Raw genomic sequence first — 17,067 nt, 5'->3', positions numbered from 1 at the left:
CTTTTGCCTTTCATAATGGATTTTTATGGCATGATTAGCATAAGAGGCAAATATATGATGAATTTCAGTAAATGGTTAATTTTATGTTGGGCGGCAATGAGTCCATTTTCATGGGCGGAAAACATGCATGTCTCTCTGACTGCAAATGAGTGGCCTCCTTACACCTCGGCTAACATTGAGGGCGGTGGTCTAGTCATTGAGTTAATCAAGTCAGCATTTGCAGAAGAAGACGTGACCATAGATTACGTTATCATGCCTTGGGCGAGAGCGATGGCATCGGTTGAAGCTGTAAGGAAGGACGCTGTTGCCGCTTGGTATAGCGAAGAGCGTAGTGAGAAGTTTGTGTTTAGCGATGTGCTTTTAATCAATCATGCCGTCATGGTCAAAAGAAAAAACGCTGACATCCAATGGCAAGAGCTAGAAGACTTAATCCCTTACAGCTTTGTTCTGTTAATTGATGCCGTTAACGAAGAGCAATTTGATCAATATGACGCACTAGATAAAACGTATGTCGGTGATGAAAAGCAGGCATTAGACATGGTGATAAAGAAACGTGTGGATATGACGGTAAGGGATCAAGGGATGGTGGAGTATTTGATCGAAACTGAACCTGAACGCTTTGCTGATAAATTGGATTTTGTCGAAAAAAAGTTAGCTCATAACTCATTGTCATTGATGCTTTCTAAACAACACCCAAATCGTGAAGAAATCATTGCCCACTTTAACCGTGGGCTCAGTAAGATTAAAGAAAATGGTCGTTATCAAGCGTTGCTTGAAAAATACAATGTGAGCGCATTGGAGCACTAGCTAGACCCACATTTTGTTCTTGAAGAGTGATTTTTAGAGTTGAAATCGCTTTTTGAGGTTAGTTTCTCGGTGCAAACATAATAATGGCCATGCCAAGTAACGCGACCGCAGACCCCATCAAGTCCCAGACGGAAGGACGGATGCCATCAACCGTCCAAAGCCATAATACCGCCACAAAAATATACACGCCGCCGTACGCCGCATAAACACGGCCCGACGCCGTCGGATGCAAAGTCAGCAACCACGCAAACAGCATTAAACTCAGAGCTGCAGGCAGCAATAACCAAATGGGCTTGCCTTCGCGTAACCACAAGTAAGGCAAGTAGCAGCCTACGATCTCAGCCAAGGCCGTCAATAAAAAAAGTCCAAGCGTTTTAAGTTCCGGCATGACAAATCCTTGAGTTAAGCACTGGCAATCAAGTTGCTAAACGCTTTGCTGATCAGGTCTTTTTTTACGGTAGGGCGTGCGACTGACTGGTCAAACCAGAAACTCAGCGACTGATCAAAGCCGATGCCATGCATGTAGTTATACAGAGCTTTGCGAAGGCCGTTGCCCAGCATGTCATGATCAACGTTCGTTGGATCGAAGAAGTCCACATCATTTTCAGCAAATAACGTGTCAGGGCGCTCCGCTAAGGTGATACCATATTCTTCTGGGTTGATACCGATAGGGCTGTGAATGGTCGCCGCAAAGCGGTGCCAGTAAGCTGACTGGAAGCAGCCTTGAGACATCATTTGACGCACCATTTCGAGAGCGTCGACGGTTTCTTGTTCAGTTTGAGTCGGGAAACCGTACATCAGATACGCGTGTACTAAGATGCCGGCATCGCTGAAGCCTTTGGTGACACGGGCGACTTGCTCCACGCTAACGCCTTTTTTCATCAGTTGTAGTAAACGATCCGACGCGACTTCCAATCCGCCACTGACGGCGATACACCCCGAGTCGGCTAGTAGCTGGCATTTTTCCGGTGAAAAGGTTTTTTCAAAGCGAATGTTGCCCCACCAGCTAATCACCACACCGCGTTCAATCAAGCGCTCGGCCATCGCAAACAGCGCTTTCGGCGGGGCGGCTTCGTCGACAAAGTGAAAGCCCGTTTGGCCGGTTTCTTCGATCAGTTGCTCAATCCGGTCGACTAGGATGTCTGCGCCAGCGTAGTCGTAGCGTTCGATGTAGTCGAGGCTCACATCACAGAAGCTGCATTTCTTCCAGTAACAACCGTGGGCAATGGTCAGTTTGTTCCAGCGGCCATCGCTCCAAATACGGTGCATCGGGTTGAGCATCTCACATAAAGCTAAATACTCGCTCAATGGCAGGCCATCGTATATTGGCGCACCGACTTCCGTTTGAGGAATATCATGTAGGGCCTTGTTGTCATTGAAATAGACAAATGGCTCACCATCTTGGTCTTGAGCAAGGAAGTAGGTGCGCACCAGATCGTCAACGTCACGTTTGCCATCAAAATATTCCAGCAAGGTCATAAAGGGACGTTCGCCATCGTCGACACAGATAAAGTCTACGAACTCAAAGACCCGGGTGTCTTTCAGTGCGCGCAGCTCGGTATTGATAAAACCGCCGCCCATGACGATCGGTATATCGGGATTGATCTCTTTACAGGTTTGCGCAATGCGCAATGCACCGAGCATATTGCCGGGGAACGGCACAGTCAGTGCAATGACGCTGGGTTGAGTTTCTTCTAAGTAGGCTTCAACAAGCTGCTCAAGGATCTCTGAGCTGAACGTCGACTCTGACATTAGGGTGTTATACAGATCATCAAAGCTTGGGTTTGCCGCCGCTAAGCGTTCGCCATAACGACTGACTTCAAAGTAAGGGTCGACGCCTTGAGTAATCACCGCCGAGAGATCATTGATAAACAAGGTCGCCAAGTATTTGGCTTTGTCTTGTACACCTAAGTCGCCAAAGGCTTTTTTTAGCACATCGCCAGACACTGCTTCCATTTGTTCAATAACATCGAACGCCGGCCCTTCTGGTAGAAAACGACGCGTATTAATGCGCATGGCAAGACTAGGGTCTTTACCTTGTAAGAACCGAATCGCGGGCTCGACACACAGACGATAGCGATCAAACTCAGCTAAAAAAGTAAATATCGCATCCGGTAGCTCATCGTCTTCAAATTGTTCGAAATTATCCTCCACATGTTGGCGCATGATGTCTAAACCTTGTTGCGTCATCATTTCCAAAAACAGTTCAATGGCTGGATCTCGCTGCACCGCCTCATACCCTTGGGCGCGTAAAAAACCGGTCAGATACGCTGTCGCTGGATACGGCGTATTCAGTTGCGTCATGGGAGGAGTCATTAGAAGAACAGTCATGGGTTACCTTGAAATGCAGAGCATATAGAAATAGGCCGCTATTTTAGCACTAAACATGCGAAATAAACCGTGCGCTTTCTTGTGTTTTATTAGGTTAAGTAGTTCTATAAGTGGAACTAATATAACGGATGACGCTGGTTGTCTTGTTAGTGATTAAAGTAATAAAAATGTCACTGACAAAACAGCGTGAAGACATCATTTCTCAGGCAGTATCGATGAAGGGAATACGCTATGAACAGGTTTTCAATGAGAACAAAATTTACGATATTGACCTCCTCAATTATCTTCGTCTTTTTGGTTGCTCTTATCGTCATTAAGTCAAAAAGTACGGATTTGGCCAATAGTTTTCAGCGGTTTTATAGTGAAAACCATTCCGTATCGGTTAACTTAGAGCGTATTAAAGAAACCCAAGTGGACATTGTGTTAAATGTCAGAGGGTTACAAATTGGGTACTTGTTGTCATTAGACAACCAGATTCCACCTTATTTAAAAACCATCAATGAAGCGTATGCCAAAACGCCTGGGTTGTTTCAGAATCTAAAATCAGATTATTCAGGGGATGCGCAAGCGCTAAAAGCGTTAGACGTGTTGGTTAAAGACTTTCAGGCCAAAACCAAAACGTTTGTATCAACGATGCAAAATACACCGGATCACAAAGCGCCTTTCCCTGTGTTCTCAGCGTTCATGAATTCTTATACTGCGTTAATGGATGAGTTTGAAGGCTTTTCAGAAGCGAATGATAGTGCTGTAGCCGCGGCTAAAAGTGACACCGAAAGCTTAATTTCAGAAATTGAATGGAGTTTCTGGGGGGCGATCATTTTAACGCTTATCGTATCGCTGTCCTTGAGCTATGCCATTTCTGGTAGCATCGTAAGACGTATCCAAAGCGTAAGAGCTGCCGCTCAAGAAATGGCAAAAGGTCATTTAAACAAACCTGTAGACGTGAACGGTGATGACGAAATTGCAGATTTAGGGCGCGCAATCAATGCCTCTACTGAGCATTTACGTTCTGTGATCACGAATATATTGGGCGCAGTAGACGCCGTTAACAAAAACAGCCTAGGTGTACTGCAAGCCAATAAAGAAGCAGGTAAACGCTCGACGGATATTATGGACAACACCGAGCTTGTTGTCGTGGCGTTAGAGCAAATGTCAGCGAGTAACCGCAGTATTTCCGAGAGCACGCAGGATTCTTCTGAAGCCGCAAACGGCATACGCAGTGTTGCACAAAACAGTCTTACCACTGCCCATAAAACGCTGTCTGAAACAGATAATTTGGTAGCGACGTTAAATGAAACCAATGTGGCGGTGACGGAACTGCGCAGTGAAACCAATAATATTGAAACCATTCTAGGTGTTATTCGCGGCATTTCAGAGCAGACTAACTTGCTGGCTTTGAATGCGGCCATCGAAGCGGCGCGTGCCGGGGAAACTGGCCGTGGATTCGCGGTTGTTGCTGACGAAGTTCGCGCGTTAGCGCAGCGCTCACAAGACAGTGTGAATGAAATTGAAGCGCTGCTATCGAAGTTGAACAAAGCTAGCCAACGAGCAGTAAGCCAAATGGGAAATAGTTTGACGCTAGTGGATAGCTCACGCAAAAGCGTGTCTGAAAGCAATGAGCTAACTCGGGATATTTTGGCGCGTATTGAACGCATTTCTGAGCAAGCTAATCAAATTGCATCTTCAGTCGCTGAGCAAATTTCGGTGACGGATGATATTAATCACAAGATGCATTCAGTGCGTGATCTGACGCAGCGCAATGCGGAAGAGGGCAAAAGCTCCGGTCAGAATGTGATGAACAGCAGTGCGGATGTGAAGAAGCAATTAGAGTTCTTTAAAATCTAGCCTGTAGTCAGATCTCTCATAAAGCGCCAGTCATACAAGAAAGCCGCCTAACGTTGGCATCGTAGGCGGCTTTATCATTTTAGCTATTAAATTACTTTGAACGTGCGTTAGTGGGTGGGATGTTATTGGCCCAAGGCTGGGCTTGTTCTAGCTGTGCTGCCAGTTGCAATAAGGTGGATTCCTCACCAAAGCGGCCGACAAATTGTGACCCAAGAGGTAAGTTATTTTGAGTCCAGTACAGCGGCACCGACATCGCCGGTTGTCCTGTCGAGTTAAAGACGGCCGTGAAAGGGCAGTAACCATGAGATTGTTGAATAAATTCGTCTAATGACGCATTTGCATCTAGTGTACGAATGTCGCCGATTTTAGGCGGCTCTCGTGTTAGCGTAGGTGTCAATAACACATCAAAATTCTGCATGAAACCGGCCATTTCTCGACCTAATCGATGAAAGTGCTCAATGGCTTGGGTGTATTTTACGGCACTGATATTACCCCGTTCACGTAAAATTATACGTGTTCCAGCTTCCAGCTCTTCATCCTTGACTGGCGCACCGCGCATGTCACCCAGTAATTGCACATAGCTCAATGTATTGGGTGCGATCACATCAAAAGCGCTGCTGAAAAACGACGGCAAATCGACCGGGAACTTAACGATTTCAACCGAGTGCCCTAGGCTTTCACATAGCTTGGCGGTATGTCGAACACTGGCGAGGGCTTCCGCAGAAAGAGGCCATGGGCCAGCATCTTCCACTAAAGCAATGCGTAATGGTTTGACAGTCTGTTGCAAGGAATTAAGGTAAGACATTTGTTGTGTTGGTGCGGCATACGGCGCGCCTAAATCTGCACCTGACACGACATCAAGTAATGCCGCGCTGTCTCGAACGGAAATCGTTAGAGCGTGGACACAGCCCATTCCGCCCCAGCCTTCACCGACTAATGGACCACTGGGTACCAAGCCCCGGCTTGGTTTTAAACCAAATAAACCACAGCAAGACGATGGCACACGAATCGAGCCACCGCCATCGTTGCCATGCGCAAAAGGCACCACACGAGCGGCCACGATCGCCGCGGCACCGCCGCTCGAACCGCCGGCGCTGTGATCCAAATTCCATGGGTTACGGGTAGCGCCAAAGCGGGTTGATTCAGTCGTGTATGAAATACCAAACTCAGGCGCTGTAGAGGTGCCAATAAAACGCAAACCAGAGGCTCGAAGGCGTGATACTACCGAGTCATCCAAACCTGGACGGGCTTCGCCCAGTGCGAGTGAGCCATTGCTCATACGTGCTTCTTGCATTGGCGCGAAGAGATCTTTGACCAAAGTAGGTACGCCTTCAAAAGCACCGGTTGTGGCTGGTGCTTCACGAGCGCTGTCGTACAGTTTTTCGGCTACCGCATTAATACTCGGATTCACTTTCTCTAGGCGCTCAATGCTGGCCTCTAGAAGTTCTTTTGGCGTTACTTCTTTCTTTTTGACCTGTTCGGCCAATGCTATGCCGTCACATTGGTCCATCAGTGAATGAATGTCTTTCATACTATTACCTACTAAATCGTTGCTGAAATGCGCAATTTAGCGCCGCATTACACGGCACTGTCGCTGTTTACGGGGGTGCTGCCACCGACAAAAAGTTTGGATACGATCCAAAGCGCCGAGACGAAAAGGCTGGCGCACGCTAAATATGTAATGGCGCTGACAAGATCTGTTTGCGTGGTGCCGATGATCATTCCGACGATAATAGGGCTGATAAATTGGCCTAAGTACAATGCCGACGTAAAGCCACCAATCCCACGACCACGAACCGCATCGGGTAAGGCATTCATCACCGACGCCATGACGTTTGGCACCATGATTCCGGCGCCAATGCCATGAATACATACCGCAAATAACACATCGTTGTAGGTCTTGGCGCTGGCCAATAGCCACAGACCAACGGCTAACAGAGCCATGAGCAACGCATTACAGCCATATAAACCAATCAAGCGTCGTAGTAGTGGCCACGTTAGCGATCCACCTAGTGTCGCAAGAAGGCCCAAACCTGCTGACAGACCGATTTTAGTCGTCGATGTCACGCCGATGGCGACGAGTAAGGCAGGTGCCTGAACGGGGACGATGAAATTCAGTACCATACCGCCCAAAATCATAAGGTAGCCTACAATCAAGGGGGTAAAGGCCACGCGTGCATCAGGATCAGCCGGTGGTAAGTATTCGCGGTTTTTCTTAGGTTCCCATAAGATTTTTGCCATAAAGGGAACCAGCAATAGTGGTCCTAAGTACAAATAGAAAGGTGTGCGCCATGACTCTTCACCCAAGACACCGCCAATGACGAAGAAAATGGAGCCGACAATACCAATCGAGACCACTTGGAAGTTAACAAACCGGAACCGTTCCTCCCCATGCCAGTAGTCGGCGATTAAAGCGGTACAGCACGTCATGATGACGGCTTCGGCACAGCCAAATAAGAAACGAGAAATGACGATATCGTTTAGGTCTGTTTGCAAAGCCGGTAAAGCGCCTAGCAGGGCATACAGAATGGTTGCGATGATCAGCATCGCTTTGCGTCCCAAACGGTCTGATAGCCAGCCTGCAAACGGCGCAAAGAGCGCAATCGCTAAGGCTGGGCCGGTTGCTGCCAGCGGTAGTAATGTGCCCGCATCAGGGTTGAGTGGACCAAATTCTTGGCCCATCTTTGGTAACATGGGCGCGACCATAACAGAGCCCATGATGGTTAAGCTGCTTCCGAGTGCGATGAGAATACCTTCGCGTCCAGCGGTCGCTTTTCTAACGATAGTTTGATCAGTCATTACGGCTTCCCCCTAGAATGAATGCGCGACACGGACGGCTACGTTATAGCCTTCTGTACGATTCTTTGCATCGAACTCTTTGTAAGCATGGAACAGCACGGTTGGTTTGCCCGGAGAGAAGTAACTGATAGCAGGCCCTAATGCTAAGACTTCAAGCTTGTTGCCATCGACAATTGGCTGACCAGCGTAGTTGCTGCCAGTTTTGTCGTCGGTTAGCTGGCGGTAATAATAGCCACCTAAGCCCACAGTCCATTCATCGACATGTTGGCCTACAGCAAACTCATGGCGAAATTCCAAACCATTTTTGTAATCCGTATCGTCATTTCTAGTGCTGATGTCTAACTGGAAGTTTGAGGAAACCTCGAAGCCACTTTGGCTGATGTATGAGAAAGCCGCGCTTGGTGTGAAAACCCAATGGTTTAGACCCGGAGAAATGAAACGGTTTTGATCGTAGTCGCCAGTGGGGGCTTGAATAGCAAACTGGGTATTGAATGCCATATTGGGCGCGGGATTCCAACCTAACATAAGTGGAATGAACTGAATATCACCGAGCTTAAAGAGCTCAGCGCTGTCCTCAAACACGGTACCGACACCCGGCACAGAAACTGAGATGCTGCCATCCATTCGTAAGAATGGAACAATGGCAGAGTAGCCATAACGTCCGCCTAATATTTCCGTATCTGTCATATTCAAATACACAGCTGACACCGACAGGACGTCTAAGTTGAAGTCTTGTCCTGGTGTGCTGTCACCATTGTTGTTGGCCAGCTTGTCAGCACTGTAAACATTGATACGTGTTGCGATGGTGCCGTTTTCAGTCGCTGGTGGTAAGTAACCTGCGCCAAAATCATAAACGCCTACGGCGGTAGAAGGGGATCCACTCTCAGTGGCAGAGGCTAAGGCGGAGAAGGTAAGTGCCAGTGTCAAACCAGCATATTTATAATAGGGGGTTTCTATCTTTTTCATGGTGCGCTCCTAATGTGATTTTTTTAGTTTTTTTAATCAACAATTTCACATTACAGCGAATAAAAAGGCAGGCGTTAGCCAATATTAGCAAACTTTATGCAAGCGAATTACTGTGTTGGGCATGATGAGAACCTCAAAATTTGTCGAAAAAACACTCAATTCGTGACGCATTCGAACGTCATTAACGGGTGGCGATAGTGCTTTGTAATCGAGGAAAGAATAGGGTTGAAAGCTAGGCAGATAGACAATTCAGCAAGGCTGTAGCAGAGTGTCAGTACTCCCATCCAAAGAGGAATATTAAATGTTCAGTCATGTAATGCTCGGCGCGAATGATATAGAAAAGTCAAAAGTGTTTTACGATGCGATCTTATCGGTATTGGGTTATAACGAAGGTTTTTACGATCATAAAGGACGCTGTGTGTACCTTAGTGATGAGTCGGTGTTTCTGCTGACTAAGCCTATTGACGGTGAGCCTGCGACGCATGGTAACGGTATGACAATTGGTTTCAAAGCCAGCAGTCCCGAATTAGTCGATGCGTGGCACGCAGCGGGTAAAGCCAATGGCGGTGAGCCGATTGAAAACCCACCGGGTGTTCGCCAAAGCGGCGATCGACAACTGTATCTGGCGTATTTACGAGATCCTGCGGGTAATAAAATCTGTGCGATGCATAAGGTGTCAGGCTAATTAGCTCAACACTTGATGTAATGAAGAGAGGGCTAATCTAAGCCCTCTTTTTTTATAACAGCAAGTTTGTTCGCCTGTTACAGAACGTGTATGACTTGATGCGATGCTAGGCGGGATTTTGGCAGTGGTGCATTGTAGTCATTTTCGTCACTGCGATAACCCATGGCCAGTGCAACATCACAGCGATAACCGCGCAGTTCATCTGCGAACAATTCACTTAGCATCTCATGATCAACGCCTTCCATGGGAGTAGAGTCAATGCCTAAGCGCGCTAAAGTATGCAGCGTGTTGCCCAGCGCTAAATACGTTTGAGCTTTGGTCCACGTTTCCGTATTACCTTCAGCGTCTGTATTCAGCTCAGCAAAGGCGAACGCTCCGAATGCCGCTTCACGATTCGCCTCAGGAGTGCGACCAGCCTCAATATCTTGCTCAATGACTTTTGCGTAGTCATCTCGTGTGTAATGGGTTTTATGCGCAAATAGCACGATATGGGATGCCGCTTTAACGTGTTTCTGATTGAATTGAAATTTATTCACAAATGAGTCGTGTAAACGCTGCTTAGCGGCATCGCTTTCAATCACAATAAACTTCCATGGCTGCGAATTAATGGATGAAGCAGATAGACGTAATGCTTCATAAATAACTGTTAGATCTGCTACTGGTATGCGTTTTTTCGCATCGTAGAGTTTTGTGGTATAGCGTTTCGATAAATCAGAAATAATAGGGTGGGTCATAGTGAGCCTCAATTATTCAGTGTTCTAGCAAGACAGATGCTTTGAAAGTTAGGCTATGCTAAGGAATTCACTTGATTATAAAAATAGGCTAATAGTTGAAATTTTATCAAAAATAAATTGATAATAAGTTTCTGGCACACATTGGGTATAAACGTCCATGCAAATCCAAGATCTAGAAGTAGTCTTAAAAGTCGCAGAGCTTGGCAGCATTACGGCTGCGGCTAAGCAGCTGGACATGCAAACGGCTACTGCCAGCGCGGCCGTAAAGCGTGTCGAAGCCTATATAGGGGCCGAATTATTTATTCGTACGACACGTCAGCTGCGTCTTTCTAATGTTGGAGAGCGGTATATTCCGCAATGCCAACAAGCTTTGATGGGGCTAGATCTAGCGAGGCAAGCGGTACATCAAGAGCAAGGTATTATCAGCGGTGAGGTCCGTGTCGCGGTGTCATCAGATTTAGGCCGTAACCTAGTTATGCCTTGGATTGATGATTTTCTTGAAGCACACCCACAAGTGTCAGTTCGTGCGCATTTGAGTGATAGTAATATCGACTTTTATCGTGATGCGTTGGACATCGCAGTACGCTATGGCGCACCGCCTGATTCCAGTCTATATGGTTTTAAAATTTGTGATGTGCCACGTGTTTTGTGTGCTAGCCCAGAGTATCTGAGGCGACACGTTGAACCGCAAACACCGAGTGAATTGAAGCACCATAATGGCTTGTTTTACCAACTGCAGAACATCTTGAATGACACATGGCAATTTTATGATGAGCAAGGCGTATATAAGGTAAAACCGAACTCAAATCGTTCGGCAAACGATGGCGAGTTAGTTCGGCGCTGGTGCGTTGCCGGTAAAGGTATTGCAGTCAAGTCGAGCTTGGATATCGCGGATGACTTGTTAACAGGCAAGTTGATTCCGGTGATGCAAAACTATCAAGTAACAATGGGAGAGCTTTGGCTTATATACCCAAGCCGCCAAACGATCACTCCCACCATTCGTTTATTGCGAGATATGTTTCGTGAGCGAACCCACGCACTGCTGTCTGCATTGATAGAACGTGAGTTATTGTCAAAAGAGGCTTTGTCATAGCTATTTACACTGGTAGACGCGTTACCAGTAGCTGTTCAACGCGTACCCCTTCTAAGTCCAACACTTCAAACTTATAGTTTTCATGGATAAATGAGTCTGTACGTTTGGGTAGGCGTTTCAATTTATAAATAACAAAACCAGCAATGGTTTCGTATTGATTACGGTCGGGAAACTCATCAATCTCAAGGCTTCGCATGACATCAATAATCGGGGTCAAGCCCTCGATTAACCATGAGGCTGCGTCGCGTTGAACGATTTGTTCAGCGTATTGTGGTGTGATTAAGTCGCCCATAAAACTGCTGAGTAAGTCTTTTACGGTGACTAAGCCCACTACGGTACCGTATTCGTTGACCACAACGGCAAACGGTTGCGGTGCGATTTTAAAGGCATTAAGTGCTTCCGAAAGGGTCAAGGTTTCGGGCAAATAGAACAAATCTTTTTCAACTTGAGACGGCAGAATAGAGGCTTTCTCGCCTTTTAACACCATCCGCAAAATTTCTTTCGATTCGATCACGCCGAGTATTTTGTCGAGATTGCCATCACATACTAGAAAATCGTTATGAGGATGCTCGATGATCTTCTGACTAATGTCTTCACTGCTTTCATTGGCATCGAAATAAATAATTTGATCACGGGGCGTCATAGCGCTGCCGATGGTCAAAGTGTCCAGTTCAAACACATTACCGATCAGCTGATACTCTTGTTTTTGCAAGCTGCCGTCTTCGGCACCTGCGTCCATCATCGCGACGATATCTTCAGTGGTGACTAATTCTTCTTGCTTCGTTGGTAAGTTCAACAAGCGTAAAACTGCATTGGTGAAACCATTAAAGAAAAAGACCAATGGCATTAATAAAAACGTTATCCAGCGCATCGGTGTGACCACTCGTATTGCAACAGCTTCAGGCATAATGATGGCCAAGCGTTTGGGTAACAAATCTGCGAAAAGAATAAACAACGAGGTGAGTGTTAAGAATGAAAGAATAAAGCTGATTTGGTCGAGTAATGGCCCTTGATAAACCATTATTACCAACTCTTTCATATAGGGTGTTAGAGCTTGCTCACCCACAATGCCGCCAAGAATTGAAATCGCATTCAGAGCAATCTGAATCATGGCAAAAAAAGCACCAGGGTTTTGCTGTAACGCGAGCACTGCTTGCGCTTTTTCGTTGCCGTCCTCAATCATCACTCGCAGCTTAATTTTACGTGCTGCCGCCATACCGATTTCAGACATGGCGAAGAGCGCGCCAAATATAACCAACAGACCAATACCAAAGAAATCACCCATTACGGCCCCTCACTTGCACGATGTTAAACCGTGCTTGGGGCAGTGCTTTGAGACGGCGCTGGTGTCCATTAACGGCGTTTTCATTATGAAAACTCGCGCATTATAGAAGTAAATTGCGGCTATGCAATGCTTATTTTATAACCAAGCAAGAAACGTTTTAAGGCGTTTAGAGTGCATGAGTGAACACTTAATTTAAAATAGCGGATAAATGTTGTGCGCTTAATTGATCCATTTGACGTTCTATCCAAGATACGCGCTCGCGTAGTGGGTCGCTAAGGCTATTAGGGTTGCGGCTTCGCGGACTTGGTAATAGAACCGCAAGACGAGCGGCTTGGCGTGGCGTAATGTTCCGCGCAGAGCGACCAAAGTAATGTTGACTCGCTGCTTCTACACCATAGATACCTCGGCCAAATTCAGCAATGTTTAAATACACTTCTAAGATGCGCTGTTTGCCCCAAATAGCTTCTAAGCTAAGCGCTAAACCGGCTTCCAACCCTTTACGAATCAGGCTGCGACCTGGCCATAGAAAAACATTTTTTGCCGTTTGTTGAGTGATCGTGCTGGCGCCGCGTAAACTTTCGCCATCGCCGTAATCATGTAAAGCATTACTGATGGCTTTGACATCGACACCAAAGTGATTGGGGAAGCGTTGATCTTCTGATGCGACCACCGCTAAAGGCAGGTATGTCGGCAATTCATCAATAGGTACCCATTTGTGAGTCACTGGATAAGGACTTTGCAACATGAAAGCGGTCGTTGGCAGAGGGGCAAAGCGAAACAGCAGTAATACCAGCATCAGTAATAGCAAGACTTTCCAAAGAATGGACCAAATCCAACGAATCACACCACGTTTACGTTTTGCCATTTCATCCTCGGTAAAAGAAAGTAGCCACCTATTTGTTGACATCATAACAAGTTTTGGCTGTGCACAATGTTGAAGAGTTTGCGACGGCCAATACCCTTAAATGAATAAGAGTTGTTAGTAATTGAATGAGTGTCAATCATCATTGTTGTTATGGTGTAGACACGATAACAACAAAAAAGGAAAAATGGATGTCGGTTGAGCAGAACAAAACTGAGGTTAATTCGTTTTGGCCAGTGTTAGGAATAACGCTGGTATCAGCGTTGATCGCTGTTATTGGAACTTTGTTTTTACCTTCAATACAAGCGGCGATGCTAGGAATATTGATTCTATGTGCTGCCTTGTGGGCGACTTCCTATGTACCAGAATACTGGCCTGCGGTGGCGCTGTTTGGATTGATTACCGTAACGCAGATTGCTCCCGGCAGTGTTGTATTATCAGGGTTTACTTCATCTACATTCTGGTTATTGTTCAGCGGTATGGTCTTTGGCGCTGCGATTCAGTTCACGGGGCTGAATCATAAAGTCGCTCGCTTGTTGATACAGATATTAGGGCAGCGTTATCGCAGTGTCATCACTCGTACCGTTATGTTCGGCTTGTTTTTGGCATTTTTGATTCCGTCAGGGATTGGGCGAGTGGTGTTATTGATCCCTATAGTGGTCGCTATTGCTGATCAGCTAGGTTATCAAGAAGGCTCAAAAGGGCGTTACGGTATTCTGTTGGCGGCCGCTTTTGGTACCTTTCTTCCATCGTTTTCTATTTTGCCCGCTAATGCCCCCAATATGTTGTTATCGGGTATCAATGAAGCCTTGTACGGCAACACGTTGTCCTATTGGGATTATTTGGTGCTGCATTTTCCGGTGTTAGGGCTTGCCAAAGCGCTGGTCGTGATTGCAGTGATCTTGTGGTTGTTCCCAGCTCAAGACCCTAGCCATTCAGTGCAACAGCCTCAGTCAAACACGTCAGAGCCGATCTTCAACGCGAAAGAAAAGCAACTTTTACTGGTTTTGATTGCCTGCTTTTGTGCTTGGTTTACCGATAGCTTGCACCATATTTCTCCCGGTTGGATTGGGTTGATAGCGTGCTCGGTATTGCTCTGGCCAAACGGTGGCTTTACCAGTAAGCAATGTTTGAGTAAGGATTTGAACTATGGGCCGTTATTTTTTGCCGCTGGGATCATCGGTCTTGGTGCGACCATTGCGTTCACGGGATTAGGCGATTCCATGGTGAATGCTTTAACGCACATCGCGCCGTTTAAAGAAGGCGCTCATGTTCTGAATTTAGCTTTGGTAACCGCCATATCGTTATTGGTAGGGATCATCGCAAATTTATCGAGTATTCCGGCGATCATCACGCCCTTGGCAGCGGATTTAGCCGACATTACCGGGCTGTCGAGTTACGCCATCGTGATGTCAGAAGTGATGGCCTTTTCCACCGTACTGTTACCGTATCAAGCGCCTCCTCTGATTACCGCCATGGCGCTTGGTAAGCTACCACTGAGCATCGTGAGTAAAGTCTGCTTAATTACGTTTGTGATCACACTGTTTGTATTGCTACCGCTTAATATCTTATGGTGGCAAATCGTTGGCATGCTATAACCGCGTACGCTTCGTTTACAGTGGTTTTTGACGGTAAAACTGACACAGCAAGCGGTAGACATCGGGTAAATGGCTGGCTAAGGCTTGAGGGCCTTCAAAAAAGGTTTCGCTACAGACGGCGAAGAACTCGGCGGGATTGGTGAGGGCGTATTCATCTAAAGGTAAAGACGCATGGTGCTGCCAGCGTTGTTCAAGTTGCTGCCATGCCGCGGTAAACACATCATGCCATTCACCGGCTTTCATTCCTAAGTGCATCGGTGGAGCGCCATTGGCACCGTCGCGTAGCATATCGAGCTTGTGAGCAAACTCATGAATCACTACGTTGCTGGCATGGCCATGGCGCCTATGAGCGCCGCTGGCGCAGACCGATGCCCACGATAAAATCACTGGGCCGCGTAACCAAGCTTCGCCACTGAGCCCCGGCGCTTGATTATGAACGATACCATCGTCACTGATATAGGGTCGATTGGGGATGAAATCCCCTTGATAGAGGATCACTGTTTGCCAGTGATCGTACCAATTTAAACCAAGGTTAAGGATTGGCACACAGGCCATGGTGGCAACGCGTAAGCACATCTCATCTGTGATGTCCGCATCGCCGCCTGGGGTGATGGTTTTATGAACTAAAAAGCGCAATGTGAGTTGATAAAGCTCATCGCGCTCGTTCCCTTGATAACGAGATAGCACCGGCCATTCGGCATTAGCGGCTTCCCATTGCTCTCGGGTGACGGGCAGTTGTTTGATCTTACGGTCTTCCCACCAGTGCGTGATTGTATCGAACATATTAACACCTAGTTTCATTGCAGTTGTAAGGCGATGAGCTTGTTAACCCTATAATAGTTCTCGTCTTGTTACGATGGCCGATAAAAGGAAAAGCCCCGCATATTAGGCAAGGCTGTTGTAGAATCAAGTAGGGCTACTGAGGCGGACGAAACTAGAAACGGGTGACAACGGTCACGCCAGGAGGATTAATAGTGTCAATGTTGGTCAAAGCATCAATCGATTCTTCAAGGCTAATGGTGCGTCCGAGTAACTTTTCAGGGCTTAGTTTGCCTGTTTTAATCATAGAAAGCATGGCGTCGTAGCGAAATGCTTGCATGCCATGACTGCCTAAAATTTCTAATTCGTGCGCAATAACCAAGTTCATTGGGATCGGCGGTGTGGCTTGTTCTGCAAGCAGTAAGCCCACCTGAATGTGCTTACCTAGTTTCTTTAAGCTCTTGATCGAGTTGATGCACGTGGATGGATGGCCGAGTGCATCCATCGAAACGTGCGCGCCACCCCGAGTGAGCTCTTTAATGGCTTCAGGAACATCGGTTACCGTACTGGCATTGATGGTGGCGTAAGCGCCTAACGATTTAGCCAGCTCAAGTTTGTCTTCGGTGATGTCTACGGCAATGACATTAGCGCCAATGCTGTTGGCGATCATAATGGCAGATAAACCTACGCCACCACAGCCATGTATGGCAACCCATTGTCCGGCGCTCACCTTGCCTTGATCGACGACGGCACGAAATGAGGTCACGAAGCGACAACCAAGGCTGGCTGCGGTGGTGAAATCAATCGTTTCTGGCAACGTAACAAGGTTTACATCGGCGTGATGAATGGTGACGTACTCGGCAAAGGAACCCCAATGAGTGAAGCCAGGCTGAGTCTGGTTACCACATACCTGATGATTGCCTCCATGACATTCAGGGCAGGAGCCACAACCGCTTACAAAAGGTACTGTTACACGGTCACCGATGTTAAATCGTTTGACATCCTTACCCACGGCTTCAATGACGCCAGCAAATTCATGTCCAGGTACATGTGGCAGAACGATATCAGGATCGTGCCCCATCCAGCCATGCCAATCACTGCGACACACACCAGTCGCTTCGACTTTGATGACCACACCGTGATTTTCAGGGGTAGGGTCATCAACGGTCATAATTTTAGGGGGTGCTGTAAAGCTTTCATACACCACTGCTTTCATAGAAGTGCTCCTATAGAGTAATCAAAATATAATAAATAGCGTACGCTCATTGACAGAAATAACGTTGCTTATTTAGTTAAATAATGG

Annotated in this window: 15 protein-coding genes; 5 read left to right on the top strand and 10 right to left on the bottom strand. The window is 46.9% G+C overall.

Annotation, left to right across the window (positions count from 1 at the left end; all coding sequences use genetic code 11):
* Nucleotides 1-54: 54 nt before the first annotated feature.
* Entirely contained in the window at nt 55-807 is a 753-nt protein-coding gene (locus tag ACPUEK_RS01330) for a substrate-binding periplasmic protein (RefSeq protein ID WP_067215802.1), read from the top strand.
* Nucleotides 808-865: 58 nt separating this feature from the next.
* On the opposite strand, the gene ACPUEK_RS01325 is transcribed toward ACPUEK_RS01330, so the two are convergent.
* Both ACPUEK_RS01325 and ACPUEK_RS01320 read right to left on the bottom strand, forming a co-directional pair.
* Nucleotides 866-1,195 carry a YnfA family protein gene (locus tag ACPUEK_RS01325; RefSeq protein WP_067033215.1) on the bottom strand — a complete coding sequence of 110 codons (330 nt, stop codon included), beginning with the start codon at nt 1,193-1,195 and terminating at the stop codon, nt 866-868.
* Nucleotides 1,196-1,209: 14 nt separating this feature from the next.
* On the bottom strand, nt 1,210-3,138 hold the full coding sequence (locus ACPUEK_RS01320; protein WP_425642030.1) for a B12-binding domain-containing radical SAM protein: 1,929 nt from the start codon (nt 3,136-3,138) through the stop codon (nt 1,210-1,212).
* A 246-nt stretch (nt 3,139-3,384) separates the two neighbouring features.
* Here ACPUEK_RS01320 and ACPUEK_RS01315 point away from each other — a divergent pair, with 246 nt between their 5' ends.
* Entirely contained in the window at nt 3,385-4,983 is a 1,599-nt protein-coding gene (locus ACPUEK_RS01315) for a methyl-accepting chemotaxis protein (RefSeq protein WP_425642029.1), read from the top strand.
* 91 nt (nt 4,984-5,074) lie between these two features.
* Here ACPUEK_RS01315 and ACPUEK_RS01310 read toward each other — a convergent pair whose 3' ends face one another.
* The 3 genes from ACPUEK_RS01310 to ACPUEK_RS01300 are packed head-to-tail and all read right to left on the bottom strand — an operon-like array spanning nt 5,075 to nt 8,748.
* On the bottom strand, nt 5,075-6,514 hold the full coding sequence (locus tag ACPUEK_RS01310) for an amidase (protein WP_425642028.1): 1,440 nt from the start codon (nt 6,512-6,514) through the stop codon (nt 5,075-5,077).
* Nucleotides 6,515-6,561: 47 nt separating this feature from the next.
* On the bottom strand, nt 6,562-7,782 hold the full coding sequence (locus ACPUEK_RS01305) for an MFS transporter (RefSeq protein ID WP_425642027.1): 1,221 nt from the start codon (nt 7,780-7,782) through the stop codon (nt 6,562-6,564).
* A 12-nt stretch (nt 7,783-7,794) separates the two neighbouring features.
* Nucleotides 7,795-8,748 carry a SphA family protein gene (locus ACPUEK_RS01300; RefSeq protein ID WP_425642026.1) on the bottom strand — a complete coding sequence of 318 codons (954 nt, stop codon included), beginning with the start codon at nt 8,746-8,748 and terminating at the stop codon, nt 7,795-7,797.
* Between the two features lie 301 nt (nt 8,749-9,049).
* On the opposite strand from ACPUEK_RS01300, the gene ACPUEK_RS01295 reads away from it, so the two are divergent.
* Nucleotides 9,050-9,433, top strand: a complete 384-nt coding sequence (locus ACPUEK_RS01295; RefSeq protein ID WP_425642025.1) for a VOC family protein — start codon at nt 9,050-9,052, stop codon at nt 9,431-9,433.
* Nucleotides 9,434-9,510: 77 nt separating this feature from the next.
* On the opposite strand, the gene ACPUEK_RS01290 is transcribed toward ACPUEK_RS01295, so the two are convergent.
* The gene (locus tag ACPUEK_RS01290; protein WP_425642024.1) at nt 9,511-10,167 is read right to left on the bottom strand and encodes a nitroreductase family protein; all 657 of its coding nucleotides are present in this window, start codon (nt 10,165-10,167) and stop codon (nt 9,511-9,513) included.
* Nucleotides 10,168-10,324: 157 nt separating this feature from the next.
* On the opposite strand from ACPUEK_RS01290, the gene ACPUEK_RS01285 reads away from it, so the two are divergent.
* Nucleotides 10,325-11,260 carry a LysR family transcriptional regulator gene (locus tag ACPUEK_RS01285; protein ID WP_067215772.1) on the top strand — a complete coding sequence of 312 codons (936 nt, stop codon included), beginning with the start codon at nt 10,325-10,327 and terminating at the stop codon, nt 11,258-11,260.
* Nucleotides 11,261-11,264: 4 nt separating this feature from the next.
* Here the strand turns inward: ACPUEK_RS01285 and ACPUEK_RS01280 are convergent, their stop codons facing one another.
* Complete coding sequence (locus ACPUEK_RS01280) at nt 11,265-12,545, bottom strand: hemolysin family protein (RefSeq protein ID WP_067215769.1); 1,281 nt, start codon at nt 12,543-12,545, stop codon at nt 11,265-11,267.
* A gap of 187 nt (nt 12,546-12,732) precedes the next feature.
* Nucleotides 12,733-13,410, bottom strand: coding sequence for a monofunctional biosynthetic peptidoglycan transglycosylase (gene mtgA, locus ACPUEK_RS01275; RefSeq protein ID WP_425642023.1), 678 nt, complete (start codon nt 13,408-13,410; stop codon nt 12,733-12,735).
* A 188-nt stretch (nt 13,411-13,598) separates the two neighbouring features.
* Here mtgA and ACPUEK_RS01270 point away from each other — a divergent pair, with 188 nt between their 5' ends.
* The gene (locus tag ACPUEK_RS01270) at nt 13,599-15,005 is read left to right on the top strand and encodes an SLC13 family permease (RefSeq protein ID WP_425642022.1); all 1,407 of its coding nucleotides are present in this window, start codon (nt 13,599-13,601) and stop codon (nt 15,003-15,005) included.
* 15 nt (nt 15,006-15,020) lie between these two features.
* Here ACPUEK_RS01270 and ACPUEK_RS01265 read toward each other — a convergent pair whose 3' ends face one another.
* Nucleotides 15,021-15,788, bottom strand: a complete 768-nt coding sequence (locus ACPUEK_RS01265; protein ID WP_425642021.1) for a zinc-dependent peptidase — start codon at nt 15,786-15,788, stop codon at nt 15,021-15,023.
* A 151-nt stretch (nt 15,789-15,939) separates the two neighbouring features.
* Nucleotides 15,940-16,980, bottom strand: coding sequence for a zinc-dependent alcohol dehydrogenase family protein (locus tag ACPUEK_RS01260; RefSeq protein ID WP_425642020.1), 1,041 nt, complete (start codon nt 16,978-16,980; stop codon nt 15,940-15,942).
* Between the last annotated feature and the right edge of the window lie 87 nt (nt 16,981-17,067).

Origin of the sequence: Marinomonas gallaica, from assembly GCF_049821165.1 — a bacterium.
Lineage (GTDB): Bacteria > Pseudomonadota > Gammaproteobacteria > Pseudomonadales > Marinomonadaceae > Marinomonas > Marinomonas gallaica.
This window is presented reverse-complemented; position numbering and strand designations above follow the sequence as displayed.

Bases quoted from the DNA above. Each gene is read 5' to 3' on its own strand.
- ACPUEK_RS01330 (WP_067215802.1), top strand. From the start codon at position 55: ATGATGAATTTCAGTAAATGGTTAATTTTATGTTGGGCGGCAATGAGT.
- ACPUEK_RS01325 (WP_067033215.1), bottom strand. From the start codon at position 1,195: ATGCCGGAACTTAAAACGCTTGGACTTTTTTTATTGACGGCCTTGGCT.
- ACPUEK_RS01320 (WP_425642030.1), bottom strand. From the start codon at position 3,138: ATGACTGTTCTTCTAATGACTCCTCCCATGACGCAACTGAATACGCCG.
- ACPUEK_RS01315 (WP_425642029.1), top strand. From the start codon at position 3,385: ATGAGAACAAAATTTACGATATTGACCTCCTCAATTATCTTCGTCTTT.
- ACPUEK_RS01310 (WP_425642028.1), bottom strand. From the start codon at position 6,514: ATGAAAGACATTCATTCACTGATGGACCAATGTGACGGCATAGCATTG.
- ACPUEK_RS01305 (WP_425642027.1), bottom strand. From the start codon at position 7,782: ATGACTGATCAAACTATCGTTAGAAAAGCGACCGCTGGACGCGAAGGT.
- ACPUEK_RS01300 (WP_425642026.1), bottom strand. From the start codon at position 8,748: ATGAAAAAGATAGAAACCCCCTATTATAAATATGCTGGTTTGACACTG.
- ACPUEK_RS01295 (WP_425642025.1), top strand. From the start codon at position 9,050: ATGTTCAGTCATGTAATGCTCGGCGCGAATGATATAGAAAAGTCAAAA.
- ACPUEK_RS01290 (WP_425642024.1), bottom strand. From the start codon at position 10,167: ATGACCCACCCTATTATTTCTGATTTATCGAAACGCTATACCACAAAA.
- ACPUEK_RS01285 (WP_067215772.1), top strand. From the start codon at position 10,325: ATGCAAATCCAAGATCTAGAAGTAGTCTTAAAAGTCGCAGAGCTTGGC.
- ACPUEK_RS01280 (WP_067215769.1), bottom strand. From the start codon at position 12,545: ATGGGTGATTTCTTTGGTATTGGTCTGTTGGTTATATTTGGCGCGCTC.
- mtgA (WP_425642023.1), bottom strand. From the start codon at position 13,410: ATGGCAAAACGTAAACGTGGTGTGATTCGTTGGATTTGGTCCATTCTT.
- ACPUEK_RS01270 (WP_425642022.1), top strand. From the start codon at position 13,599: ATGTCGGTTGAGCAGAACAAAACTGAGGTTAATTCGTTTTGGCCAGTG.
- ACPUEK_RS01265 (WP_425642021.1), bottom strand. From the start codon at position 15,788: ATGTTCGATACAATCACGCACTGGTGGGAAGACCGTAAGATCAAACAA.
- ACPUEK_RS01260 (WP_425642020.1), bottom strand. From the start codon at position 16,980: ATGAAAGCAGTGGTGTATGAAAGCTTTACAGCACCCCCTAAAATTATG.